Genomic DNA, 25431 nt, shown 5'->3' with positions numbered 1-25431 from the left:
TGACCATGGACCGACACACCCCCACCCCAGAGAACCCCTGGCTGGCCCTGCGCAACCTCACCCCGGCGCGCATCGCCCTCGGCCGCACCGGCATCAGCCTGCCCACCGGCGCCCAGCTGGACTTCCAGTTCGCCCATGCCCAGGCCCGCGATGCCGTGCATCTGCCGTTCGACCATGTCGGCCTGCGCCAGCAACTCGGCGAGCGCGGCCGCGACAGCCTGCTGCTGCACAGCGCCGCCAGCGACCGCCACCAGTACCTGCAACGCCCGGATCTTGGCCGGCGCCTGCATGAAGACTCGGCCCAGCGCCTGCGCGAGCACGCCCAAGCCAACCCCGGCGGCGTCGACCTGGCGATCGTCGTCGCCGATGGGCTGTCGGCGCTGGCCGTGCACCGCCACACCCTGCCCTTCCTGAGCCGTTTCGAGGAGCAGGCCGCCGCCGATGGCTGGAGCAGCGCTCCGGTGATCCTGGTGGAGCAAGGCCGGGTCGCGGTGGCCGACGAAGTGGGCGAGCTGCTTGGCGCGCGCATGACCGTCATGTTGATCGGCGAACGCCCAGGCCTGAGTTCACCCGACAGCCTGGGGCTGTACTTCACCTACGCGCCCAAGGTCGGCTTGACCGATGCCTACCGCAACTGCATCTCCAACGTGCGCCTGGAAGGGCTGAGCTACGGCCTGGCCGCCCACCGCCTGCTGTACCTGATGCGCGAGGCGTGCAGGCGTCAGCTGTCGGGGGTGAATCTGAAGGACGAAGCGGAGGTCCACAGCATCGACAGTGAAGAATCCGCCGGCAAAAACGGAAACTTCCTACTCGGCGAAGGGTAAAAAACATGTCACGGAAGGCGGATTGCGCTTCTAGCCTGCTTTAGGCAGCATGCCAGAGGACGCTGCAGGCAATCCGCCGTATCCCCAATGGACTCAGAGGCCCGCCCATGCGCATCATCCAGGCAACCTTGGAACACCTCGACCTGCTCACCCCTTTGTTCGTGAAATACCGCGAGTTCTATGGGCAACTGCCTTACCCGGACAGTTCGCGGGCCTTTCTCGAGAAGCGCCTCAAGCGCAAGGAGTCGATCATCTACCTGGCGCTGCCGGATGACGGCGACGACCGCCTGCTGGGCTTCTGCCAGCTGTATCCGAGCTTCTCCTCGCTGTCGCTCAAGCGCGTGTGGATCCTCAACGACATCTACGTGGCCGAGGACTCACGCCGCATGCTGGTCGCCGACAACCTGATGCGCGAGGCCAAGAAGATGGCCAAGCAATCCAACGCCGTGCGAATGCGCGTGTCCACCAGCAGCGACAACGAGGTGGCGCGCAAGACCTATGAATCCATGGGCTTTCGCAAGGACACCGAGTTCGAGAACTACATCCTGCCGATCAGTCAGGATTGATGCCTGGCGCTCTTGTGCTCGCTGTGGGAGCGGTCGTGTGTCGCGATGGGTCGCGACACACGACCGCTCCCACAGGAACCGCGTTACAGCAAACGCTCCCCCACGACGCCCAGTGACTCTGTCGTAACGCTCCGCTACAAACTCTCCGGGCACAATCCGGACTTCGCCGTATAATCCCCCTCCTGTCATGTGCGAAAAGTTACCCGCCTAGCCGGTAAACCGTCCCCAACCATGGCACTGTCCGTCATCGCGCGCCCGTAGAAGCGGGTCAAGAACACAGGTGCTGTACATGGATTTCAACCCGCTGGACCTCATCCTGCATCTCGATGCCTACCTCGACCTGCTGGTCAACAACTACGGTCCCTGGATCTACGCCATCCTTTTCGCCGTGATCTTCTGCGAGACCGGCCTGGTGGTCATGCCGTTCCTGCCGGGCGACTCGCTGCTGTTCATCGCCGGCGCCGTGGCCGCCGGTGGCGGCATGGATCCGGTGCTGCTGGCCGGCCTGCTGATGGCCGCGGCGATCCTCGGCGACAGCACCAACTACGTGATCGGGCGCACCGCAGGCGAACGCCTGTTCCGCAACCCCAACTCGAAGATCTTCCGCCGGGACTACCTGCAGCGCACCCACGAGTTCTACGAACGCCACGGCGGCAAGACCGTCACCCTGGCGCGCTTCCTGCCGATCCTGCGCACGTTCGCGCCGTTCGTCGCCGGCATCGCCCACATGCACTACCCGCGTTTCCTGGCGTTCAGCGTGGCCGGCTCGCTGCTATGGGTCGGCGGCCTGGTGACCCTGGGCTACTTCTTCGGCAACGTGCCGTTCATCAAGCAGCACCTGTCGCTGATGGTGGTCGGCATCATCATCCTGTCGCTGGTGCCGATGATCCTCGGCCTGCTGCGCGGTCGCTTCGGCCGCACGGCCAAGGCCCACTGACCGGCGCATGTGGTCGTTCAGCGCCTGGCGCCGCCGGCGCACCCTGGCCCGCTATCCAGTCGATCCGCACATGTGGCAGGTGATCCGCGATCGCCTGCCGCTGCTGGACGGCATCAGCGACGAGGAAGACCGCTGGCTGCGTGAAGCCAGCGTGCTGTTCCTGCACGACAAACACCTGACCACCCTGCCGGGCGTCGAGCTGGACGACGAGCAGCGCCTGTTCCTCGCCGCCCAGGCCCAGCTGCCGCTGCTGCACCTGGGCGAGTTGAACTGGTACCAGGGCTTCCACGAGATCATCCTCTACCCCGACGATTTCAAGAGCCCCCAGCGCCATCGCGACGCCAGCGGCGTCGAACATGTCTGGGACGCCGAGCACAGCGGCGAGGCCTGGCAGCAGGGCCCGGTGATCCTGGCCTGGCCCGGCGTGCTGGCCAGCGGCGGCTGGGAAGCCTACAACCTGGTGATCCACGAACTGGCGCACAAGCTGGACATGCTCAACGGCGATGCCAACGGCCTGCCGCCGCTGCACCACGGCATGCGTGTCGAAGACTGGGCCCAGGCCATGCAACAGGCCTATGACGCGATGAATCGCCAGCTCGATGCCGACCCGGACGCCGAAACGGCCATCGACCCCTACGCCGCGGAAAACCCGGCCGAATTCTTCGCCGTTACCAGCGAATACTTCTTCAGCGCCCCCGACCTGCTGCACCAGGCCTGGCCGCAGGTCTACCAGCAGCTGACGCTGTTCTACCGCCAGGACCCGCTCGAGCGCCTGACGCGACTGCAGGCCGAACACCCGGACTACCGGGAACGCCACGCCTGAACGCCCGCACATCAGGCCGGGCGTGGCACCCACCGTGGGAATATGCCTATAATCGCCGCCACTTTTTTGATCAAACACGGGGGCATTGCCCAATGAGCTACAGCAAGATTCCAGCCGGCAAAGACCTGCCGAACGACATCTACGTCGCCATCGAAATCCCGGCCAACCACGCGCCGATCAAGTACGAGATCGACAAGGACAGCGATGCCCTGTTCGTCGACCGTTTCATGGCCACCCCGATGTTCTACCCGGCCAACTACGGCTACATCCCCAACACCCTGGCCGACGACGGTGATCCGCTGGACGTGCTGGTCGTGACCCCGTACCCGGTCGCTCCAGGCTCGGTGATCCGCGCCCGTCCGGTCGGCGTGCTGAACATGACCGACGACGGCGGCGGCGACGCCAAGGTCATCGCCGTACCGCACGACAAGCTGAGCCAGCTGTACGTCGACGTGAAGGAATACACCGACCTGCCAGCCCTGCTGATCCAACAGATCGAACACTTCTTCGCGAACTACAAGGATCTCGAGAAGGGCAAGTGGGTCAAGATCGAAGGTTGGGAAGGCGCCGACGCCGCCCGCGCCGCGATCACCAAATCGGTCGCTGCCTACAAGGGCTGAGCCTGAAACACGAAAAGCCCTGCTTCTGCAGGGTTTTTTGTGGGCGCTCGCCAAGAGAATCAACCATCACCCAAACATAAAACGAAACTTCTCACCTAGTCCTAAGCACCACCCTACAAACCGCCATTTTTCCTACAAACTCCCTCGACATCGGGTTGATTTCCACACCGTTCGAGGGCCTATAGACTCGGCACCATGAAAACATCCGGTGACCGTCTCAAAGCCCTCCTGCTGGAGTGCAACCTGACCCCCTCCGACTTTGCCGCACAGCGCAAAGTTACACCGCAACACGTCAACAACTGGTTCAAGCGCGGTGTGCCCCAGGCCCGGCTCGATGAAATCGCCGACCTGTTTTGCGTACGCAGGCGCTGGCTGCGCAGTGGCGAGGGAGCGAAACATCCGACGCCACTGGCCCCCGCATCACCGGCAACGCCAAACCTGGCCCTGCCGCCGCCGCTGCAAGCCCTTGACACAGATCTGCTCCACCTGCCATTGCACCAGGTACGGGAAGGCAAACTGATAGCCGTGCCAGGGCACTACCAGCCAATACCCCGGCGAGCTCTGGAGTGCGTGCAGGTCAGCGCCGAAATGGCCATCTGCCTCGGCATGCCGGGCAACAACATGACACCGCTGCTGCCCCAGGGCGCCCTGTTGGCCATCGACCGCGACTGCACCCGGGTGGTCGACGGCGAATGCTACGCCCTGCTGCACAACGGTCGCCTGCGGGTACAGCACCTCACCCTTGGCCACAACGGCACGCTGTGCCTGCACAGCCATGACCGCCTCAACCACCCCAGCGAACGCTATACGGCCTATCAGCGCCGGGTGCAGAACGTGGAAATCCTCGGCTGGGTGTTCTGGTGGTCAAGCCTGCGCCCGGCACGCCCCGCCTGAAGCACCTCACTTTTTGCTGGGCATGTGTCGCACACACGGGTATGCTACGCCGCACATCACGCCCCCTGATGGTGCAAGCCGCATTCCAGAGGGCCTGGCGACGCCTCACACAGCCGTCCGCCATCTTTTTCAGGCCATGTTGCCAACCGTTTAAGGCGGTTGCGGCTTATCAAAAATGAGCCAAGACCGTCCCCGAGAAGCCGGCCACAAGCCGGCTTTTTAATGCCTGCCGAGCAGCTGCGCGCCCCTCAGAAACGCGCCACCATCCCCACCCGCCAGGTCCGCCCCGGTGCAGGCATGAAGCTCTGCGCCAGCGGGTCCAGGTAGTAACGATCCGTCAGGTTCTGCACCGACACATTCAGCTCGGTGTGCTCCAGCAGCTTGTACTTGAGGAACAGGTCGAACAACGCCACCGAGCGGTAGTCGATCTGCGGCGTGGTCGCGCCGGTCTGCCAGGGCTTATCCATCTGCGCGGTGGGCCCCGAGCTGTAGGTCATGCGCCCGCCCACGGTCAGTGCCTCGTCGAAGAAACGCATCCCGCCGAGCAGGTTGGCCGAGAAGCGCGGCGGGTTCTGGGTGTTGGTGTACGACCCCATGTAGCTGCCCGACGTGCAGTCCGGGGTGTCGTGGGTGCGCTGATACCGATTGGCGCTGGCGCGCAGCTTGGCGGCGAAGGCCGCGTCGCAGGTCTCGGTCATCAGGTAGTAGGTGGCCGAAAGGTCGGCGAACACGCGCCCGGCATCGTAGTGCGACTGCAGTTCCAGGCCACGGGTATGGAAGCTGTCGGTGTTGCTGAAGGTCATCTGGCCCCACAGGCCTGGGCTCGGGTCGTAGTAACGAGTGATGTAGTTCTTGATGTCGTTGTCGAACCAGGCCAGCTTGGCCGACGCCTCGTCGCCGGCGATCAGCAGGTCGCTGCGCAAGGCGCTCACCCCCACTTCCCAGCTGCGCGAGCGCTCGGGCTTGAGGTGCTTGCCCGGGGTGACCTGCTGGGTGCCCTGGCTGGTCTCGAACAGCGACGGCAGGCGCAGGCCTTCGGTGTAGGAGGCATAGACGAAGGTGTCCGGGAGGAACTCGACATTGATACCGAAGGCCGGTGCGAAGCCACCGCCGCGGCTTTTGCCCTGCGGGGTGTAGTCGTAGCCGGTGACCACGTTGCTGATGCCTTCGGGGTGGACCTCCACGTTGGTCGCGCCGGACTCGTTGAACGGCACGCCATTGAACGGCTCGTTGCTGTTCTCGAAGACGATGCCGTTGTTCAGGCGTGGATCGGTGGCGTCGGTGTACTGGCCGTTCTGGTCGGGGAACCACATCATGCTGCCCCAGTGCCCCGGGCTGCTGGCGGTGATCCAGCGCATTTCCCGCTCCTCGCGGCGCGCCTCGGCCAGCACGGTGTTGTCCTTGGTCTGGTAGTGGGCATAGCGACCGCCGCCCCACAGCGTCAGCGTTTCAGTGGGCTTGAATTCCAGGTTGCCGTTGAAGCTGAACTCCTGGCGCGACGCGTCACGCAGCATGCGGTTGGCGTTGATGTCATGCTGGGTGGAGACCACGCTTTTCTGCGGCTGCAGGTCTTCGAGCTGGAAGGCGCCGCCCAGGTCGAGCTTGAAATCGCCATGGGCCGTGGTGAAGCGCGAAACGTTGTTCAGGTCGCCGCCGATGCGGCGATTGTCCTGGCGGGACCAGGCGCGGTCGGTACGGTACAGCTGCGACTTGGGCGCCATCCAGGCCGCGCTCAAGGTACTGGTCTTCGAGTCGGTCAGCCACAGCCTGCTGGTGAGGTCTACCCACGGATTGCCTTCGGGCAGGTAGTGATAGCGGGCGGTGTAGGTGTCGATCCGGATTTCGCTGGTGGGGTACTGGTAGATGCCGGCGGTACCGTAGCGGAAGATGTCCGACGGCATGATCTCGCCCATGTGTCCGTCGAACCGGCGGTAGCCCAGGTCCAGGGTATGGTCGTCGGCCAGCCGCCAAGTGGTCTTGAGCAGGTAGGAGTCGGTCTCGGACGACGAATTGAGCACCTCCTCGCCGGCGTTGTAGGTGTTGGCGACGCTCGGCTGTTCGTCACCGTCGCGGTCGTAGAGCCGGTAGCGGTCCTGGCCCTTCTTGCCGGAAAAGTAGTTGCCCTGGTTGCGGTGCGCATAGGCCGCCACCAGGTCGAAGCGTTCATGGGAGTAGCCGAAGGCGGCGCTGCCGGACTCGGCCTTGGAGCCGAACAGGCTGCCGCGTTGGTCGCGCGGTACCGCGCTCAGGTCCTCGTCCCTGGCGTTGCGGTTGCGGTGCTCGGGCTCCACGCCGTTGTTCCACAAGTTGCCGGTCAGGCGCACGCCGACATCCTTGCCATCGACCAGGATGTCCTCGACGCCGATGGTCTTCATCTCCACAGAGCCGCCGATCGCTCCCGAGCGGGTGCTGGGGCCCTTGTTCACGGTGACGCTGCTGATCAGGTCGGGGTCGATGTAGCTGCGCTGCTGGGTACCGCCGTAGCCCCGGTAGACATCCACCGCCTGCTCCGAGCCATCGACCCTGACCGCCACCCGGCTCTGCCCCTGGATGCCGCGGATGTTGACGTCCAGCGCGCCACCGTTGCGGCTGTCGCCCACCTGCACGCCGGCCACGCCCTTGAGCATGTCGCCCACCGAAACGGTGCTAAAGCGGTCGAGGTCTTCGCGCGACAGGTGCACCGTAGAGCGCGGCGCGCGGTAGGTGTCGCGCTGCGGGTCAACCAGCTCGCTGGCCGCGACCATTGTCGGCGTCAATTCCGTCGCTGTCGCCGATGCCTGGGCCTGTGGGATGAGGATGTACGCGCCCCGCGCGTTCGGCAGCAGTTGCAGGCCGCTGTTGGCCAGCAGCCGCCGGCCCCCTTCCTGCAAGGTATAGCGCCCCTTGAGCGCCGGAGCCGCGCGGCCGCGGGTCAGCTCGGGGTCATAGGACAACAGCAGGCCCGATTGGCTGGCGAACACGCCCAGCGCGGTGCCCAGCGGCCCCTGGGCGATGTCGTAGTCGCGCGGCGTGGCATCGTCGAGCCGGGTGGACGCCACGGCCGGGGTATCGGCGGCCTGGGCCAGGGTCGAAGCCGTGCCCATCAGGCAGCCGAGCATCGCGCAACGCACGGCGAAGCTGATCGGGGACAAGTGTTGCGAAGGACGCGAAACAGGGGAAAGCCGACGAATTGCGGGCATGCTTTTCTCGCTCGTGAGGTCAGTGCCCGGCACTCGATGCGGGCTTGCACCCCTTCTGTCGCATGACGGCGAAAAAGGTATATGCGTGCGATTCGCATTTTCACTTGATCTTGTGATTTAACCAAATCTAGTGATAATTGTTTGCATTTGCGCCCTGACGCCTCCCAGCCATGACCCTTTTCAAGTCCCCGCCGCGGCCCGCCAAGCACTGCGCCGTCACCACGCTGTATATCGAGCACCACGCCTGGTTGCGCGGCTGGCTGGCGTACCGGTTGCGCTCCTGGGGGCGCGGCGTGGCCGACGATCTGGCCCAGGACATCTTCGTGCGCTTGCTCGCCAGCCGCGACAGCAACCAGCCCGACACCCTGCGCCAGCCGCGCGCCTACCTGACACGCATCGCCAACTGCGTGCTGGTCAGCTGGCGCCGCCGCCATTCGCTGGAGCAGGCCTGGCTCGAAGCGCTGGCGCTGGTGCCCGAGGCGCTGCAGCCGTCGCCCGAGCAGCAGAGCGTCATCCTCGAGACCCTGCATGAGATCGACGCGGTGCTCGACAGCCTGCGCCCACGGGTCAGGCAGGCGTTCCTGATGGCCAGCCTGGACGGCATGAAACAGAAAGACATTGCCCAGGCCCTGAACATCGCGCTGCCAACGGTGAAGAAGTACATCCACGAGGGCTACATGGCCTGCCTGAGCCAGATGCCCGATGAGTGACCAACCCGCCATTGCCCAGGCCGTGCTCGCCAAGGCCGCCGCCTGGCTGCTGCTGATGCAGGAAGGCCCGCTGACGCCAGCGCAACAGCTCGAGCTGGAACGCTGGCGGCGCCGCGACCCGGACCACGAACGCGCCTGGAAGCGCGCCGAGCGCCTGCTGACGCGCCTCGGCACCCTGCCACCGACCCTTGCCCGGCAGACACTCGTTCGCCCGCAGGACAGCAGCCGTCGCACCGTGCTGCGTGGCCTGCTGGTGCTGATCGGCGCGGCCCCGCTGGGCTGGTGGGTATGGCGGCAGACCCAGGAGGGTATCGACTACCAGACCGCAGTGGGCGAGCGCCGCGAACTGCTGCTGAGCGATGGCACCCAGGTCACTCTAAACAGCCACAGCGAGCTGCGAGTGGCGTATTCGGCCGAGGAGCGCCTGCTGCACCTGCGCCGTGGCGAGGCGTACATCGTCACCGCCGCGGACCCGTCGCGGCCGTTGCAGGTGCGGAGCGAACATGGCCTGATGCAGGCGCTGGGCACCCGCTTCAGCGTGCGCCAACGCCCTCGCGAGACTCAGCTCGCGGTCTATGAAGGCGCCGTGCGCGTCACCCCCGAGGCCGGCAGTGCCACCGTCATCCACGCAGGCTCGCAGGTGCGCTTCGACCGCGACCGGCTCGGCCTGGTGGAAATCGCCCGCGACACCCAGCTGGCCTGGCGCAATGGCTTGCTGGTGGTCGACGACATGCCGCTGTTGCAGTGGGCCCAGGAATTGATGCGCTACAGCGACCAGCGTCTGGTCTGCGACCCGGCCGTGGCCGAGTTGCGGGTCTCCGGCAGCTTCCCGGTCGATGACCTGCCTCTGGCCTTGGCCATGCTGAGCGAGAGCCATGGCCTGCGCGCGCGCGGCGAAGCTGGCGGGATGTTCATCAGTCGCTGAAACAGGGGCCAAAGGCCTCAACCACGCGACGAAATGCCAGCATCCGGCCATTGCCCCGGCACCATCGCCAATGGGATGATTCGTATTTGCAACGAATTCTCATCAAGGTCATGCCCGTGCCCCCCAAGCTCCTCCTCGCCGAAGACGACCCGCGCCTGCGCCAGGACCTGGAACAGCACTTCATGCGCCGTGGCTTCAGCGTCCGGACCTGCGAGAACGGCACCCAGGCATTGAACACGATGCAGCAGGCCCCCTTCGACCTGCTACTGCTGGACATCATGCTTCCCGGCATCGATGGCCTGAGCCTGCTCGACGAACTGCGCCGGCACCAGGCGGTACCGGTAATGCTGATGTCGGCCCTGGGCGCCGAGCAGGACCGCATCAGCGGCTTCACCCGCGGCGCCGACGACTACCTGCCCAAGCCCTTCAGCCTGGCCGAACTGGATGCCCGGATCGATGCGCTGCTGCGCCGGGTGGCGCTGGACCGGCGCCAGTCCATGCCACGCAATGCCTGCACGCTGACCTTCGATACCGCCAACCATGATGTCGCCCAGCATGGCCAGAGTGCCGGGCTGACCGGTTCCGAATACCGCTTGCTGGTGACCCTGCAAGCCCATCCCGGCGAGGCGCTGAGCAAGGCATTTCTGTACCAGAGCGTCCTGCACCGGGCCTATACCCGCCTCGACCGCGGCCTGGATGTGCATGTGTGCAACCTGCGCCGCAAGCTCGCCGCCATCGGCGCCAGCCACCTGGAAATCCAGGCCGTGCGCGGCCAGGGCTATATCCTGGTCGATGCGGGCAACACCTGATGCGCCGTCATCCGCTGCTGTGGAAACTGGCGCTGTTGCAGGTGTGCTTCTGCCTGCTGCTGACCTGGCTGATCTGGACCTGGGGCCTGTCGGTCGAACGCAGCACCTACTTCCTGGCCCCCGCCGACCGGGTGTTCCTCGCCGGCTTCGCCGAACAGGCCGAGCAGGCCTGGCGCGCGGAAGGTGCCGATGGCGTGGAACGCTTGCGCCGTCGGCTCGAAGCCGATGAGAACACCTGGGTCGCCATCATCGGCCCTCATCTGCAAAGCCTAGGCACTACCGCGCTGAGCGCTGATGAAGCCAGCCGCCTGACCTTCATGCGCAAACTCGACTGGCCGATGAGCCGGCGCCTGCAGGACGAGCTGCCATACGTGAGCATTGCCTTCCCCGAACACCCCGAGGACGGCCGCCTGGTCATCCAGCTCCCCGAACACCTGCTGCCCACCGGCCTGACACCCTGGACCCACGTAGTCACCCACGGCGTGGCCCCCGCCCTGCTCGCCCTGTTGCTGGGCCTGGCGCTGTACCGCCATCTGGTCGTGCCACTCAATCGCCTTCGCGACCGCGCCGACGCCCTGCGGGCTGATGACCTGGATGGCCCCAGGCTGCCCCTGCAGGAACGCCGCGACGAACTGGGCGAGCTGGCCCAGGCCTTCGAGCACATGGCCGTGCGCCTGCGCAAAAGCCTCGACCAGCAACGCCTGCTGCTACGTACCCTGTCCCATGAACTGCGCACGCCGCTGGCGCGCCTGCGCATCGCCCACGACAGCGAATTGCCGGAGGAGCAACTGCGACAGCGCCTGGACCGCGAGGTGGACGACATGCAGAAACTGCTGGAGGACACCCTCGATCTGGCCTGGCTGGACACCGAGCAACCGCAACTGGCGACCGAGCCGGTACTGGTGCTCTCGGTCTGGGAGGCGCTGGTCCAGGACAGCTGCTTCGAAAGCGGCTGGCCGGTCGAACGGCTGCCCTGCTCACTCGGCCTCGACTGCCAGGTGCAGGCGCACCTGGACAGCCTGGCCCAGGCCTTGGAAAACCTGCTGCGCAACGCAATCCGCCATTCGCCCGCCATTGGCCGGGTCGGCCTGGACGGTTGGCGCGAGGGCGCCTTCTGGCACCTGTGCCTGCGCGACCAAGGGCCCGGAGTACCAGAGGATGAACTCGAGCAGATCTTCCAGCCCTACCGCCGCCTGCCCGGCAGCGGCGCCGGCTTCGGCCTGGGCCTGGCCATCGCCCGGCGCGCCATCGAGCTGCAGGGCGGGCGCCTGTGGGCGAGCAATGGGCATCCTGGCCTGTGCCTGCACCTACTGTTGCCGGCAAGCGAAAGTGTTTAGAAAGTTAATGCGCTTTACTCTCAAATACGATTTATTAGCATCTGTGATTTCTTGAATTCAGCCCGCCGTGCCGGAGATCACACATGTCGCCCCGCCCGCTTCCTCTCGCCCCCTTCCTGCTGCTGTCCAGCTGCCTGCTGAGCAGCGCCGTGCAGGCCGCCAACCAGCCAGAACCGATCGTGCTGGAAAGCCAGAACGTAGTGGCCACCGCCCTGGAGGAGACCAAGCAGGCGCCGGGTGTGTCGGTCATCACCGCCGAGGACATCCAGAAACGCCCACCGGCCAACGACCTGTCGCAGATCATCCGCACCATGCCGGGGGTCAACCTGACCGGCAACTCCACCAGCGGCCAGCGCGGCAACAACCGGCAGATCGATATCCGCGGCATGGGGCCGGAGAACACCCTGATCCTGGTCGACGGCAAGCCGGTCAGCAGCCGCAGCTCGGTGCGCTACGGCTGGCGCGGCGAACGCGACTCGCGCGGCGACACCAACTGGGTGCCGGCCGACCAGGTCGAGCGCATCGAGGTGATCCGCGGCCCGGCGGCGGCACGCTACGGCTCCGGCGCCATGGGCGGGGTGATCAACATCATCACCAAGCAACCGACGGGCGAACCCCACGGCAACATGACCGTGTACCAGAACTTCCCGCAGCACGGTGACGAAGGCGCCACCAAACGCGTGAGCTTCGGCCTCAACGGCCCACTGACCGACACCCTGAGCTACCGCGTCTACGGCAACGTGGCCAAGACCGACGCGGACGACTGGGACATCAACGCCGGCCACCAGTCCGCGCGCACCGGCACCCAGGCCGGTACCTTGCCCGCCGGCCGCGAAGGCGTGCGCAACAAGGACCTCAACGGCCTGCTGAGCTGGCGCCTGACGCCGGAACAGACCCTGGAGCTCGAAGCCGGCTTCAGCCGCCAGGGCAACCTGTACGCGGGCGATACGCAGAACACCAACTCCAACGCCAACGTCAAAAGCATGCTCGGCAAGGAGACCAACATTCTCTACCGCGAGAACTTCGCCATCACCCACCGTGGCGATTGGGACTTCGGCAGCAGCATGGCCTTCCTGCAATACGAGAAGACCCGCAACCAGCGCATCAACGAAGGCCTGGCCGGCGGCACCGAAGGCATCTTCAGCAACACCGACTTCTACACATCGACGCTGCGCGACCTGACCGCCCACGGTGAGCTCAACCTGCCACTGCACGCCTGGCGCGACCAGACCCTGACCCTGGGCAGCGAGTGGAGCCAGCAGAAACTGGACGACCCCAGCGCCAACACCCAGACCACCAGCGAAGGCGGCAGCGTGCCCGGCCTGGCCAGCAGCGGCCGCAGCACCAGCAGCCAGGCGCAGATCTTCTCGCTGTTCGCCGAGGACAACATCGAACTGCTGCCCGGCACCATGCTCACTCCGGCGCTGCGCTTCGATCACCACAGCATCGTCGGCGACAACTGGAGCCCGTCGCTCAATCTGTCCCATGCGCTGAGCGACACCCTGACGCTCAAGGCCGGCATCGCCCGCGCCTACAAGGCGCCGAACCTGTACCAGCTCAACCCCGACTACCTGCTCTACAGCCGTGGCCAGGGCTGCTACGGGCAGAGCACCAGCTGCTACCTGCAGGGCAACGCGCACCTGGAAGCCGAGACCAGCGTCAACAAGGAACTGGGCATCGAGTTCCAGGACAACGGCTGGGTCGCCGGCCTGACGTACTTTCGCAACGACTACAAGAACAAGATCGACTCTGGCCTGAGCGGCATCGGACAGGCATCCGGCGGTGTCGGCGCCAACGCCAACGCCACCCTCTACCAGTGGGAGAACATCCCCAAGGCGTTGGTCGAGGGCCTCGAGGGTACCCTGACCATCCCGCTGAGCGAACAGCTGAAGTGGAGCAACAACTTCACCTACATGCTGCAGTCGAAGAACAAGACCACCGGTGAGACCCTGTCGGTGACCCCGGCCTACACCCTCAACTCGATGCTCGACTGGCAAGCATCGGACGACCTGTCGCTGCAGCTGAGCGTGGCGTGGTACGGCAAGCAGACGCCGAAGAAGTACGACTACCAGGGCAAACGGGTCACCGGCACCGCCAACGACCAGGTGGCCCCTTACGCCCTGGTCGGCGCCAGCGGCACCTATGCGCTCACTAAAAACCTGAGCGTGACCGCCGGCATCGACAACCTGTTCGACAAACGCCTGTACCGGGCCGGCAACGCCCAGGCGGTGAACGGTATCGAGGGCGCAGGCGCGGCCACCTACAACGAACCCGGGCGCACCCTCTACACCAGCCTGACCGCCTCCTTCTGAACCCGTGCCGCCGTTGCATCCGACGATGCCGCGGCGGCCTGTCATGGATGACCTCACGAGAACGCCCGATGAAGATCCTTTTCCTTATCATGACACTGGTGCTGAGCGGTTCGGCCCTGGCCCAGCCGCAACCCGAGCAGAAGATGGACACGACCCTGCTGCAGCGCCAGGACCTGGCCTATCGCTTCAGCCACCTCGACCTGGATTCGCGCGACGGCCAGCGCCATTACCGCCTGTGGATCGGCCAGCCCCGGCGCCCGGCCCCCGCCAGCGGTTACCCGGTGCTATGGATGCTCGACGGCAACGCCGCCATCAGCGCCCTTGAGCCAGAGCAACTGCAGGCGCTGGCCGGCGGCCAGGCACCGCTGCTGGTCGCCATCGGTTACCAGACTGACCAACGCATCGAGCGTGCCGCCCGTACCTACGACTACACCCCCGTGGTGCCCGGGCTGGCCGAGCAACGCGATCCCCTGACCGGCCAGGCCAGCGGTGGCGCCGATGAATTCCTCGATCTGCTGGAGCAACGCATGCGTCCGATGGTCGCCGCTGTGGCGCCCGTCGACCCGCAACGACAGACACTTTGGGGCCACTCCTATGGCGGGCTGTTGACGCTGCACACACTGTTCACCCGCCCGCGGCTGTTCAGCGACTATGCGGCGGCCAGCCCATCGTTATGGTGGAACGACGGCGCCATCGTGGCCGAGATGCAAGGGTTGCAGGAGCGGCTGGGCAGCCACCAGCCTAGCCTGCTGCTGATGCGCGGCACGCGGGAACCGGCCAACCCCCGAGGGCCGCTGCAGGGCGATGTGCAACGACCTGCCCGGACGCTGGTGGCCAGTCTGGCCGGAGTGAAGGGATTGTCAGCGACTTTCCAGCCATTCGACGGCCTGGACCACGGGCCAATGCTGCCGGCCTCGCTGTGGTTCGTGATGGACAGGATGTCCAAGTCGGCTCAGTGAGCCGTCATCCAGCCTGGCGCACGGTGTCCCGCAGAAAATCATCCAGCAACCCGGTGTCCCCCCTCGTCACCGGTACTTCCCGCGCCTCTCCTGCCCGCGCCAGCTCGGCCTCGATGAACCCATGCAATACCTCATCCCGCGGTCCGTGCTCGGCCTCGCCGCTGCGGCGCTTCACAACCAGCAGCGCGTCGATCGCCGCCTGCAGTCGCGGGTCATCGACGGTACGCGCCATCAACGCGGCGAACGCCGTCGGCGGCATGCCCAGTCCCTGGTCGATCCAGCGCACCGCCAGCAACGGTCGCAGCACATACAGGTACTTCTTGAAACGCACCGTCTCGCCCATCAGGTAGCCGCGCAGGTTCTTGCGTGCCATCGACAGGTAGTGGTGGCGCACGGCGCGCGGCGAGTAGAAAGCCTCGCCCAGCTCGCGCAAACGCCCGGTAGCTTCGGCGTCGGCGCGGTACACCAGCGGCGAGCCCAGCCACTCGAGCAAGCTCGGGTTGGCGCCGCGCATCAGGCGCAGGGCCTTGCGCAGCTCCCAACCGCTGATGTCCAGTTCGTCGCAGAGCGGCCGCTCGATCACATCGCGAGGCTCGTCCACCCGCAAGTACCAGTCGTTGCGCGGCACGTAGACAAAGCGCACATCATAATCGCTGTCCGGCGAAGCGAAGCCCCAGGCACGGCTGCCGGACTCGCAGGCATAGAGCACATTCACCTCGTGCTCGCGCTCGATACGTTGCAATTCATCGAGCACCCGGGCATGCATGGCCTCGGGCAATGGGTGGGGGTCGTCCTGATACATGTCTTCGTTCCTTGTACAGGGCGCCATAGGGCGCCCATTTCAACCTTTCACGCACACCACCTGACGCAGGGTATGCACCACTTCGACCAACTCCCGCTGGGCCTGCATCACCGCATCGATGTCCTTGTAGGCCATCGGGATCTCGTCGATCACATCCTTGTCCTTGCGGCACTCCACATGGGCGGTGGCACGCTGCTGGTCCTCGACGGTGAAGCGGCTCTTGGCTTTGGTACGGCTCATCACCCGGCCCGCGCCGTGGCTGCACGAACAGAACGCCTCCTCGTTACCCAGACCACGGACGATGAAGCTCTTGGCGCCCATGGAGCCGGGAATGATGCCCAACTGGCCCTTCTGCGCCGACACCGCACCCTTGCGGGTCACCAGCACCTCGCGGCCGAAGTGCTGCTCCTTCTGCACATAGTTATGGTGGCAGTTGACCGCCTCGAGGCTGGCCTCGAACGGTTTGCCCAGCACCTTTCGGGTGGCGGCAACCACCGCCTGCATCATCAGCTCGCGGTTGTGCCGGGCGAAGTCCTGCGCCCACTCGACCGCCTCGACATAGTCGGCGAAGTGCCGGCTGCCTTCCTCGAAATACGCCAGGTCCCGGTCCGGCAGGTTGACCATGTGCTGACGCATGTCGGCCTGTGCCAGTTCGATGAACAGGTTGCCGATGGCGTTACCGACACCACGCGAGCCGCTGTGCAGCATGAACCAGACCCGGTCGGCCTCGTCCAGGCAAACTTCGATGAAATGGTTGCCGCCCCCCAGTGTCCCCAGGTGCTGGCGGTTGTTGGTCTTCTCCAGCCGCGGTTGCTTGTCGGTGATCGCCTTGAAGCGCCCGGCCAGGCCGCTCCATACCTGGTCGGCCTGGTTCGGCACATTGTCCCAGGCGCCCTGGTCACGACGACCGAAGGTCTTGCCATGGGGCACGGCTTTTTCGATGGCCGTGCGCAGGCCGTGCAGGTTGTCCGGCAGGTCGCGGGCGTGCAGCGAGGTGCGTGCGGCGATCATGCCGCAGCCGATGTCCACGCCCACCGCCGCCGGAATGATCGCGCCCACGGTGGGGATCACGCTGCCGATGGTCGAGCCCTTGCCCAGGTGCACATCCGGCATCACCGCCAGGTGCTTGAAGATGAACGGCATCTTCGCCGTGTTCATCAGTTGCTTGCGGGCGTCGTCCTCGACCGGCACGCCGTCGGTCCACAGTTTGATCGGCTTGCCGCCCGCCACTTCGAGTATGTTCATTGCCTTGTTCCTTGTTGCGCTACGTCGTGTCGCAAAGGGTCAACCCGCCTTGAGGCTGACCATTCCATTCAATACCTGATCCAGACCACCGAACACCGAAATCCGGTCGATGCGCTCGGCCACCCGCTCCAGGGTTTCCAGCTCCTTCAGGCGCAGGGCCGTCGGGTTGCCTTCCATCACCTTGGCGGTGTTGAGCAGCGAACGGGTCGCCTGGGTTTCCTCACGGCGCCGGATCACGTTGGCCTGGGCGGCCTTTTCCGCCTCCACCACCTGCGCCAGCAGGGTCTTCATTTCGCCCGGCAGGATGATGTCGCGCAGCCCGAGGCTGCCCACCTCCAGGCCACTGCCCGGCAACTGCGCCTGCAGGTGCTCGGTAACGCTGTCGTCGATCAGTTGTTTGTTCTCCAACAGCTCATCGAGGGTGCGGGTACCCACCGCCGCACGCAGGCCGAACTGCAGCTCGCGGTACAGGTGCTCAACTGGCTTGCTCATCTGCCCATGGGCACCGAGCACGTCGGTATAACGCCAGTTGGCCACCAGGCTCAGGCGCAGGTTGACCTTGTCGCGGGTGAGGATCTCCTGGCCGCTCACCTCCAGCGCCTGCAGGCGGGTGTCGACCATCTCCACCGCTACCTGGCTGCCGCAGCGCCAGTAGCCATGCTGCCCGGGCTCGAGCAAACCGGCCACCACGCCGTCAATCTTCAGCACGCCGACATGGAAAGCCGGCACCAGCGCCAGCAGTACATGGTCCATGCCGGCGATTCCAGGACGATTCAGGCGGGTCACCAACTCGGCGTCCAGGCACTGGCCGTGGGTCAGGTCGATACGTTGCAGCTCGTGCCTGGCCTGGTCTTTCCAGTAGGCACGGCGGCTGTCCGGCGGCAGCACTTCGACCAGCTTGCCGTCCTCGAAGTGCAGCCCGACCTCATGCTCGCTCAGGTCCATGCACACCAGGTGCTGGTCCATGCCACGGGCGAGCAACTCCCGGACGTTGACGTCCGAAACCGGGCGACGCGTGTCCACCGTGTCCACCACCACCTGGGCGCCACAGCGCCAGAAGCCGTGCTGCCCGGCCGGCAGCAGGTCGACCACGACACCGTCGATGCGCAGCACACCGACACTGAAGGTCGGCACCGTCACCAGCAGCACGTTGTCCATGCCGGCGATTCCCGGTTTGTTCAGGCGTGCCAGCAGTTCGGCGTCCAGGCGCCGCCCCTGGGCCAGGTCGATCCGCGTCAGGCTCTGCCGGGTCGGGCCTTTCCATTGCAGGCGGCGGCTGTCGGCTGCCAGCAGTTCCTTCAACTGACCATCCTCGAAACGCAGGCCCACTTCGTTTTCGGCCATGTCCAGGGTAAGGAAATACTGCTCGACCAACGCCGGCTCATGTTGGCGCAGATAGCGCTCGAGGGGATAGTCGTGCAGCGGGGAATCCTGGGGGCAGTTCTTCAGCGTCAGCCGCCCCTGCCAATCGAAACGCTTGTACTGGCCCGGCTCGAGGATCGCCTCGAAATCGCCATCGTTCAGCAACAGGCCGTGTTCGTTCTTCTTCACTACAAAGCGCTTCAACATGTTCATCTTGCTCATCCTTTGTTCAATGTCCTTGGTTGCCGGTGGTCGCCAACCCAGCGGGCGTCGCGAGCGAAGCCTGGCGGAGTCCGGGGCCGGGAGCGTTGCTCCAGCGGCCACCCTCGTTGCGCCAAGCCCGGCCGGCGAGCCGGGTGGGCCAGCGGTGGGCCAGGCGTCCTTCGCAGTGACGGGCCGTCCTGGCCCTGCTTGCGTTGCCTGTGCCCCACCGGCGGGTGTTGCGGTTACAGCTACCTTAGGAGGGTAGTGCCGGGGCTTTGCCCGGCGAGCGTCTGCGCCAGCCTTTCCAGGGGCCCAGCGCAGCAATGACCGGTCGTTGCGGCGGCGGCATGCACGACACCGACACCTGAAGGTGGGTACGTGCACCGGCGGGGGGTTCCCCTTTCCCGAGGGCCTGCCTGGCGATGCGGTCAAGAGGGATATAGCGAGCGGCGTGCCAGGTTTTCATTTGGCATAGATAAGATTATTTAACTTATTGTTTTATATAGAATTATTTTTATCTTATTCATTTGCACACCACTGCAAGCACTCATGGAGATTCTTTTTTCGTATATCATCGGATAGCAATTTATCTTTTAGGATAATCAAGGATGCGCAAGCCTCTCGTCGCCATCGGCTTCCTCGGTACCACCCTCGACCGCAACGGCAAGGGCGCCGCACGCTGGAACCGCTGGCGGCCAACCATCGGCCTGTGCCAGCAAGCCGACCTGCCTCTGGACCGCCTGGAACTTATCCACGGCCCCGGCGCCCGCGACCTCGGCCTGGCCGAGCGGATTCGCGCCGACATCCAGCAGGTCTCGCCCGGCACCGAAGTGCGCCTGCACCCGCTTGCGCTGCGCAACCCGTGGGACTTCGAGGAGGTCTACGGCGCCCTGCACGACTTCGCCAGCGGCTATACCTTCGACACCGAGCGCGAGGACTATCTGGTGCACATCACCACCGGTACCCACGTCGCGCAGATCTGCTGGTTCCTGCTCACCGAGGCGCGCTACCTGCCAGCGCGCCTGGTGCAGACCTCGCCCTCGCGCAAGCAGGACGAAAACAGTGACCCGGCCGGAATCGCCACCCTGATCGACCTCGACCTGTCGCGCTACGACCCGATCGCCTCGCGCTTTCGCCGCGAGCAGGTCGAGGGGCAGTCGCTGCTCAAGTCCGGCATCGCCACGCGCAACCAGGATTTCAATCGCACCATCGAACAGATCGAGCGGGTCGCCCTGCGCTCGAAGGCCCCCATGCTGCTAGTCGGCCCGACCGGCGCCGGGAAGTCATTTCTGGCCCGCCGCGTCCATGAGCTCAAGCGCGGGCGCCATCAGCTGGGCGGGCGCTTCATCGAAGTGAACTGCGCCACCCTGCGCGGCGACGGTGCCATGTCGACCCTGTTCGGTCACGCCAAGGGCGCCTTCACCGGCGCCCAGAACGCCCGCGACGGCCTGCTGCGCGCCGCCGACGGAGGCATGCTGTTCCTCGACGAGATCGGTGAACTGGGCGCTGATGAGCAGGCCATGCTGCTCAAGGCCATCGAGGAAAAACGCTTCTTCCCGCTGGGCGCGGACCGCGAAGTGGAAAGCGACTTCCAGCTGATCGCCGGCACCCACCGCGACCTGCGCGCCAAGGTCGCCGACGGCTCGTTCCGCGAGGACCTGTTCGCCCGCATCAACCTGTGGACCTTCGCCCTCCCCGGCCTGGCCGAACGCCGCGAGGACATCGAGCCGAACCTCGATTTCGAACTGCAGCGCCATGCCCGCGAACAAGGGCGTCAGGTGCGTTTCAACCTCGAGGCCAAGCGCCGCTACCTGGCTTTCGCCCATGCCGGCGAGGCCCGCTGGGCCGGCAACTTCCGCGAGCTATCGGCGTCGATCACGCGCATGGCGACCCTGGCCGACAGCGGGCGTATCGATGAGGAAATGGTCGAGGAAGAGATTGCCCGGCTGCGCTATGCATGGGGCCTGGAGTCGGCCAGCGAGCCACTTTTGGCCGACCGCTCACTCGACCTGTTCGACCAGGTGCAGTTACAGGCGGTGATCGACGTCTGCCGCCGCGCACCGAGCCTGTCAGAAGCCGGGCGTCAGCTGTTCGCGGTATCGCGTCAGGAGAAGGCCAACCCCAACGACGCCGACCGCCTGCGCAAGTACCTGGCCCGCTTCGGGCTGGAGTGGCAGCAACTAAAGTCGTAGGGCTTGCCAGCCCGCTGGCACAGTGCTGTATGCTTGGCCGGTCTTCAGGGCGGGGTGAAAGTCCCCACCGGCGGTAAATCGAAAGATGAGCCCGCGAGCGCCCCGGCCATGCCGGGGGTCAGCAGATCTGGTGCGACTCCAGAGCCGACGGTCATAGTCCGGATGAAAGAAGGCGTTTGGCAGGGGCCGTCCGGGCGCCCCTGCGCGCGCATTATGTTCGCCCCGAGACGTTCATCGATCATTCACGAGGAGCGTTTCATGTCCACCATGCTCAACACGCAATTCCCCAACGTCAGTGCCGCCATCGCCGCCTTCCAGGCCGGGCGCCCCGTGCTGCTGCTCGACGACGACGACCGCGAGGACGAAGCCGATATCGTCGCCGCCGCCGAGAACCTTTCGCTGCAGACCATGGCCATGATGATCCGCGACTGCAGCGGCATCGTCTGCCTGTGCCTGGACGAAGCCACCGTCGACGCCCTGCAGCTGGCGCCGATGGTGCAAAACAACCAGGCCCGCCATGGCACCGGCTTCACCGTCACCATCGAGGCCGCCGAAGGGGTCAGCACCGGCGTGTCGGCACAGGACCGCATCACCACCATCGAGGCCGCGCTGCGCTCGACCGCGCAGGAACGTCATATCGTCAGCCCAGGCCATGTGTTCCCGCTGCGCGCTCGCGATGGCGGCGTACTGACCCGCCGCGGCCACACCGAAGGCTCGGTGGACCTGGCCCGCCTGGCCGGCCTGCGCCCGGCGGCGGTGCTGTGCGAACTGATGAACCCCGACGGCAGCATGGCCCGCGGCGAGCAGGTGGCGGTGTATGCGCGGCAGTACAACCTGCCGGTGCTGACCATCGAGGAACTGGCGCGCTATCGCGAGACGATGGTCGAGTTGCAGGCCGAGCCGGCCTGATACCTGAGCAAGCCCGCCCCCGGTCAGCGTGGGAGCGGGCTTGCCCCGCGATGAGGCCAGGCCTCAACGCAACCCCAGCGGCCCCTTCAGAAACTCGTACAACCCCGCCGCACTCTTGCGATAGCCATCAGCCGTCAGGTGCACCAGATCCGGCCGCGCCAGCCCACCTGCCTGCCAGCCGGCAATCGAGCACGGCCCACCCATGAACCCTTGCCAATCCCAGAACAGCGCCTTGTGCTTGTACGCCATCTGCTTCTGGATACGGATCACCGAGGCCAGCGGTTGCGGCTGGCGCGCCGCACAGCTGCGCGCCTTGCGCTGCTTGATCGAGTCTGGCGGACCGACCAGCAGGATCGCCGCCTGCGGCAGGTCCTTGCGCAGGCCCGTGAGGGTCGCGTCCAGTTGCGTCTGGTACAGCGCCAGGTCGAGCTTGTCGTCGAACGCTTCATTGGTGCCGTAAGCCAGGATCACCAGGTCAGGCCGCACGGCCTTGAGGCTGTCGCGCCAGCCCGGCTGCCACTTGTCCACCACGTCCAGGCGCGCGCCGTTGATGCCCAGCGCCGAGTAGGTCACCCCGGCATGCTTCTGCCCCTGGATGTACCAGCCACCCAAAGCGACACCCCGACCGCCCTCGACACTCAACTGCACCGGCAGGCCGACATTGGCGTAGGCCGGACTGAAGCGCCACTGGCCATTGCTGGCCGGCAGCACGCGGCGCTGGCCGCCATTGACGAAGAGGCTGGCGCTGGTGGTCGACTGGTACAGCGCCGAAACCTTGTAGCGCTGGCGATCCTCGTCCCGCGCCTGCAGCACCACGCTGGCACGATTGGCCAACGGCAGCGACAGGTAGCCCCCCAACGGAAACCGCGAGCTCTGCTGGTTGCGCGCCGACACCAGCTCCCACTGGCGCTTCTCGCTCTTGATGATCACCCGGTCGTTGCGGATCCCCGGCACTGGCGAAGCCGGCACCAGGCCGATGCCACCGTCGCCGTAGCGCGCCTGCAACAGCTTGCGCAGCTCGCCGCTGAACAGGTCGGCGGCGGTATGCGAGTCTCCCAGCTGGACGATGGCGACCGGCGCCCGGCCGGCATTGCGCAGCTTGCCGGCGAGCAAGGCCAGGTTGCCGTCCTGGCGGGTGGCTGGCGCGGCGGCTGGCCGGGCCGTGGGCTGGGCGCTCACGCTGTTGGCGCCGGTGCTGCAACCCGGCGCGGCGCTGATCAGCAGGGCCAGGCCCAGCAGGTGATGCCATTGGCGCATCTCAATGTCCTGTAACGGTCAGGCCCGGAAAACTGATCAGCGACAGAACCTGTTCGGCGATCATCTTCTGGCCTGTGATGGTGAAATGAATGCCGTCGTCGACCCGCACCTTGACCCGCTTGCCCTGCGGTGTCTGCACCGTATACGAGAAGTTGGCGTCGGGGTAGCCGAGGATCGGGTTGGCCGAGACATAGTGCTGGCCGAACAGCGCGGTCTGCTCCTGGTATAGCCCGCTGAGGTAGCCCATGGCCGTGGACAATCGCGCCTTCTCCATGTTCGGCGGCCCGACCCAGATCACCTGCACGTTGTGCGCGCGGGCCTGCTCAAGGATCGAATCGATACGGGCGCGGTAGGCGACCTCCCACTCCGGCGACTTGAAGCGCAGGAACGGCTTGCCCTTGCCCTGGGGCATGTCCCACGGGTCGTTTGGGCCGAGGAACACCACCATCAGGCGCACGTTCGGTTCGTGATCAAGGGTGTCGGCCACGGTCTTCGGCCAGTTGAAGAAGCCCGGGTAAGCAAGGCCGGTGCTTTGCTTGCTGAGGTTGACGGTGCGGATCTGGTAGCGCTTGCGCAGGCTGTTGGCCAGGTGCGGCGCCACGCCCTGCATCAGCGAGTCACCGACCAGGAACACGTCGTCGCCAGCGGCCAGCGAGGCCACGGTACCCGGCTGCAGCAATGCGGGTGCAGGCGCGGGCGGCGCAGGCTGGGCGACAACGACGGGGGCTGGCGCATGAAGCGGCGCAGGCGTCGGCTGCACATGCGCCGGCGTCGACACCGGTGGCAACGGCTTGGCCACGGCCGCCGGGGTTTCCAGATCGACCGTGACCACCGGCTGCGGTGCGGGCAGAACCTCGACCGCCGGCCCCTCGGCCAGTTGCGCCGCGGGCAGCAACTGCTCGAGCAGGTCATCGCGCTGCGCCTCCAGCATGGCCGTCAACTGCGCACCCATGCGCCAGGCCGGCATCTGGCCTAGCAGCGGTATCTCGCAGCTCTGGTGGTATTTCTGCTGGCAGTAGAGCTTGATCGAGTCCTGGTTCAGCCAGAACAGCAATGCGGTGGTGACCACGATCGCATACAAGCCACGGGCGGCGCCCATCTGCACCTGGAACAGCTGTTTGCTATCAGAAGCTTGCATAGATGAACCCCGGCACGCCCGACTGCGAAGCGAAAATCACCAGCGACACGCCGACCCCGAGCGGGATCGGGTACAGCTGCCACGGCAGACGCTGGAACAGCGCGCCACTCTGGCGCAACAGCGCCAGCCACTGTGGATAACTGGCCACGAACAGCACGCAGGCCAACAGCATCAGGCCGGTGGCGCTGTTCAGCCCCGCCAGGCTCAGCTGGCCGATGTCGCCGAGCATCTCCAGCGCGCCGTCCAGCGTCGGGCTGCGGAAGAAGATCCAGGCGAAGGCCACGTAGTGGAAGGTCATCAGGCGCGCCAGCAGGCCGGCGCACGGCAGCCGGGCGAAGCCCGGAAACCACTGGCTGAACAGCTTGGAAATGGCCAGGCCGACACCATGCAGCGCGCCCCAGATGATGAAGTTCACGCTCGCCCCGTGCCACAGGCCGGACACCAGCATCGCCAGCAGCATGTTCAGGTTGCCGCGCCATGCGCCCTTGCGATTGCCGCCCAGCGGGATGTACACGTAGTCGCGGATGAAGCGCGACAGGCTGATGTGCCAGCGCCCCCAGAATTCCTTGAGGTTGTGCGCGGCGTACGGCGCGTCGAAGTTGTCCGGCAGGCGAAAGCCCAGCAGCAGGGCAATACCGGTGACCAGGTTGGTGTAGCCGCTGAAGTTGAAGTAGATCAGCAAGCTGTAGCCGTACACGCTCAACAGCACCTGTTCGGGGCTGGCGCTGCCCGGGGTGTCGAACACCGGGTCGACCCACTCGCTGCCCAGCCAGGCGCTGAGGAAGAACAGCTTGACCACCGCCATCGCGATCAACCCCAGCGCCCGCTGCGGCTCCAGCACCTGGCGCATGGCCGGCGGACGGATCTGCGGCAGCATGTGCAGGGCACGGTTGACCGGCCCGGCCACCAGGCTGGGGAAGAACGCCAGGTACAGGGCCAGGTCCAGCGGCGCCGCCGGCGCCAGTTCGCGGCGGTTGATCGACACCAGGTAGCTGACCGAATGGAAGGTATAGAACGACAGCCCGATCGGCACCAGCACTTCCAGCAGCGGCAGCGACACCTCGAACCCGGCCGCCGCCAGGGCGCCCTGGGCGCCGCCGACGAAGAACTCCTGGTACTTGAACAGGTAGAAGCAGCCCAGCACCAGGGTCAGCAGCAGCACGCGACTGAACCAGCGCCCGGGATAGCGCCCCGCCAGCAGGCCGAGCAGGTACACCAGCGCGCTGTAGCCCAGCAGGATGTACAACGACTGCAGGCTGAAGCTCGCCACCAGGCCATAGCTGGCGGTCAGCAGCAGCAGGTTCTGCAACCGCACGCTCCAGCACAGGCTCCAATAAAGAATGAAGAACAGCGTGAAACAGAGGCCGAATTCGATCGAGAGGAAGCTCACAACGTAGTCCATTACATGACGTCGGGAAGAAAGGTCC

General features: G+C 65.7%; 20 protein-coding genes, 1 pseudogene and 1 riboswitch. Of the genes and pseudogenes, 14 read left to right on the top strand and 7 right to left on the bottom strand.

The window, feature by feature from the left end:
• Positions 1–5: 5 nt before the first annotated feature.
• From eutC to AC25MA_RS16210, 6 genes are all read left to right on the top strand, one after another.
• Positions 6–824, top strand: a complete 819-nt coding sequence (gene eutC, locus AC25MA_RS16235) for an ethanolamine ammonia-lyase subunit EutC (protein ID WP_028690318.1) — start codon at positions 6–8, stop codon at positions 822–824.
• Positions 825–931: 107 nt separating this feature from the next.
• Positions 932–1390: a GNAT family N-acetyltransferase gene (locus AC25MA_RS16230; RefSeq protein WP_028690317.1), complete on the top strand. Its 459-nt coding sequence runs from the start codon at positions 932–934 to the stop codon at positions 1388–1390.
• Between the two features lie 289 nt (positions 1391–1679).
• Positions 1680–2327 carry a DedA family protein gene (locus AC25MA_RS16225; protein ID WP_028690316.1) on the top strand — a complete coding sequence of 216 codons (648 nt, stop codon included), beginning with the start codon at positions 1680–1682 and terminating at the stop codon, positions 2325–2327.
• Between the two features lie 7 nt (positions 2328–2334).
• Positions 2335–3150 carry a M90 family metallopeptidase gene (locus AC25MA_RS16220; protein WP_197866399.1) on the top strand — a complete coding sequence of 272 codons (816 nt, stop codon included), beginning with the start codon at positions 2335–2337 and terminating at the stop codon, positions 3148–3150.
• A gap of 92 nt (positions 3151–3242) precedes the next feature.
• Complete coding sequence (gene ppa / locus AC25MA_RS16215; protein ID WP_028690314.1) at positions 3243–3770, top strand: inorganic diphosphatase; 528 nt, start codon at positions 3243–3245, stop codon at positions 3768–3770.
• Between the two features lie 195 nt (positions 3771–3965).
• Positions 3966–4664 carry a LexA family transcriptional regulator gene (locus tag AC25MA_RS16210; RefSeq protein WP_069016297.1) on the top strand — a complete coding sequence of 233 codons (699 nt, stop codon included), beginning with the start codon at positions 3966–3968 and terminating at the stop codon, positions 4662–4664.
• A 248-nt stretch (positions 4665–4912) separates the two neighbouring features.
• Here AC25MA_RS16210 and AC25MA_RS16205 read toward each other — a convergent pair whose 3' ends face one another.
• Positions 4913–7843: a TonB-dependent receptor gene (locus AC25MA_RS16205; protein WP_486972211.1), complete on the bottom strand. Its 2931-nt coding sequence runs from the start codon at positions 7841–7843 to the stop codon at positions 4913–4915.
• Positions 7844–8013: 170 nt separating this feature from the next.
• Here AC25MA_RS16205 and AC25MA_RS16200 point away from each other — a divergent pair, with 170 nt between their 5' ends.
• From AC25MA_RS16200 to AC25MA_RS16175, 6 genes are all read left to right on the top strand, one after another.
• A complete protein-coding gene (locus AC25MA_RS16200; RefSeq protein ID WP_028690300.1) occupies positions 8014–8553 on the top strand; it encodes a sigma-70 family RNA polymerase sigma factor in 540 nt (179 codons plus the stop codon).
• Positions 8546–9478: a FecR family protein gene (locus AC25MA_RS16195; RefSeq protein WP_028690299.1), complete on the top strand. Its 933-nt coding sequence runs from the start codon at positions 8546–8548 to the stop codon at positions 9476–9478. Before AC25MA_RS16200 ends, AC25MA_RS16195 begins: the two co-directional genes overlap by 8 nt.
• Before the next feature lie 116 nt (positions 9479–9594).
• Complete coding sequence (locus tag AC25MA_RS16190; protein ID WP_486972210.1) at positions 9595–10287, top strand: response regulator transcription factor; 693 nt, start codon at positions 9595–9597, stop codon at positions 10285–10287.
• Positions 10287–11624 carry a HAMP domain-containing sensor histidine kinase gene (locus tag AC25MA_RS16185; RefSeq protein WP_288518809.1) on the top strand — a complete coding sequence of 446 codons (1338 nt, stop codon included), beginning with the start codon at positions 10287–10289 and terminating at the stop codon, positions 11622–11624. Before AC25MA_RS16190 ends, AC25MA_RS16185 begins: the two co-directional genes overlap by 1 nt.
• Positions 11625–11707: 83 nt before the next feature.
• Positions 11708–13936 (top strand): TonB-dependent siderophore receptor, encoded by a 2229-nt coding sequence (locus AC25MA_RS16180; protein WP_062361917.1) that lies wholly within the window; start codon positions 11708–11710, stop codon positions 13934–13936.
• Between the two features lie 68 nt (positions 13937–14004).
• Positions 14005–14895 (top strand): alpha/beta hydrolase, encoded by an 891-nt coding sequence (locus AC25MA_RS16175; RefSeq protein WP_280060710.1) that lies wholly within the window; start codon positions 14005–14007, stop codon positions 14893–14895.
• A 4-nt stretch (positions 14896–14899) separates the two neighbouring features.
• On the opposite strand, the gene AC25MA_RS16170 is transcribed toward AC25MA_RS16175, so the two are convergent.
• From AC25MA_RS16170 to AC25MA_RS16160, 3 genes and pseudogenes are all read right to left on the bottom strand, one after another.
• Positions 14900–15697, bottom strand: a complete 798-nt coding sequence (locus AC25MA_RS16170) for a nucleotidyltransferase domain-containing protein (RefSeq protein ID WP_028690294.1) — start codon at positions 15695–15697, stop codon at positions 14900–14902.
• Positions 15698–15736: 39 nt separating this feature from the next.
• The gene (locus tag AC25MA_RS16165; protein WP_069016302.1) at positions 15737–16942 is read right to left on the bottom strand and encodes an RtcB family protein; all 1206 of its coding nucleotides are present in this window, start codon (positions 16940–16942) and stop codon (positions 15737–15739) included.
• 39 nt (positions 16943–16981) lie between these two features.
• A pseudogene (locus tag AC25MA_RS16160) lies at positions 16982–17890 on the bottom strand (slipin family protein); the annotation flags it as partial.
• Positions 17891–19116: 1226 nt separating this feature from the next.
• Between AC25MA_RS16160 and rtcR the strand changes: the two are divergent.
• Positions 19117–20700, top strand: a complete 1584-nt coding sequence (rtcR, locus tag AC25MA_RS16155; protein WP_486972209.1) for an RNA repair transcriptional activator RtcR — start codon at positions 19117–19119, stop codon at positions 20698–20700.
• Between the two features lie 36 nt (positions 20701–20736).
• Positions 20737–20878, top strand: a riboswitch (FMN riboswitch).
• Positions 20879–20958: 80 nt separating this feature from the next.
• Entirely contained in the window at positions 20959–21609 is a 651-nt protein-coding gene (gene ribB, locus AC25MA_RS16150) for a 3,4-dihydroxy-2-butanone-4-phosphate synthase (protein WP_028690291.1), read from the top strand.
• A gap of 63 nt (positions 21610–21672) precedes the next feature.
• Here the strand turns inward: ribB and AC25MA_RS16145 are convergent, their stop codons facing one another.
• From AC25MA_RS16145 to AC25MA_RS16135, 3 genes are read right to left on the bottom strand one after another with little or no spacing between them, the layout of a single operon-like run.
• A complete protein-coding gene (locus tag AC25MA_RS16145) occupies positions 21673–22866 on the bottom strand; it encodes an SGNH/GDSL hydrolase family protein (protein ID WP_088851631.1) in 1194 nt (397 codons plus the stop codon).
• Between the two features lies 1 nt (position 22867).
• Positions 22868–24004 (bottom strand): SGNH/GDSL hydrolase family protein, encoded by a 1137-nt coding sequence (locus AC25MA_RS16140; RefSeq protein ID WP_028690289.1) that lies wholly within the window; start codon positions 24002–24004, stop codon positions 22868–22870.
• Positions 23991–25406 carry an MBOAT family O-acyltransferase gene (locus AC25MA_RS16135; RefSeq protein ID WP_186596816.1) on the bottom strand — a complete coding sequence of 472 codons (1416 nt, stop codon included), beginning with the start codon at positions 25404–25406 and terminating at the stop codon, positions 23991–23993. Before AC25MA_RS16135 ends, AC25MA_RS16140 begins: the two co-directional genes overlap by 14 nt.
• Positions 25407–25431: the final 25 nt, after the last annotated feature.

The sequence above is a fragment of the Pseudomonas sp. P65(2024) genome (assembly GCF_057480955.1).
This window is presented reverse-complemented; position numbering and strand designations above follow the sequence as displayed.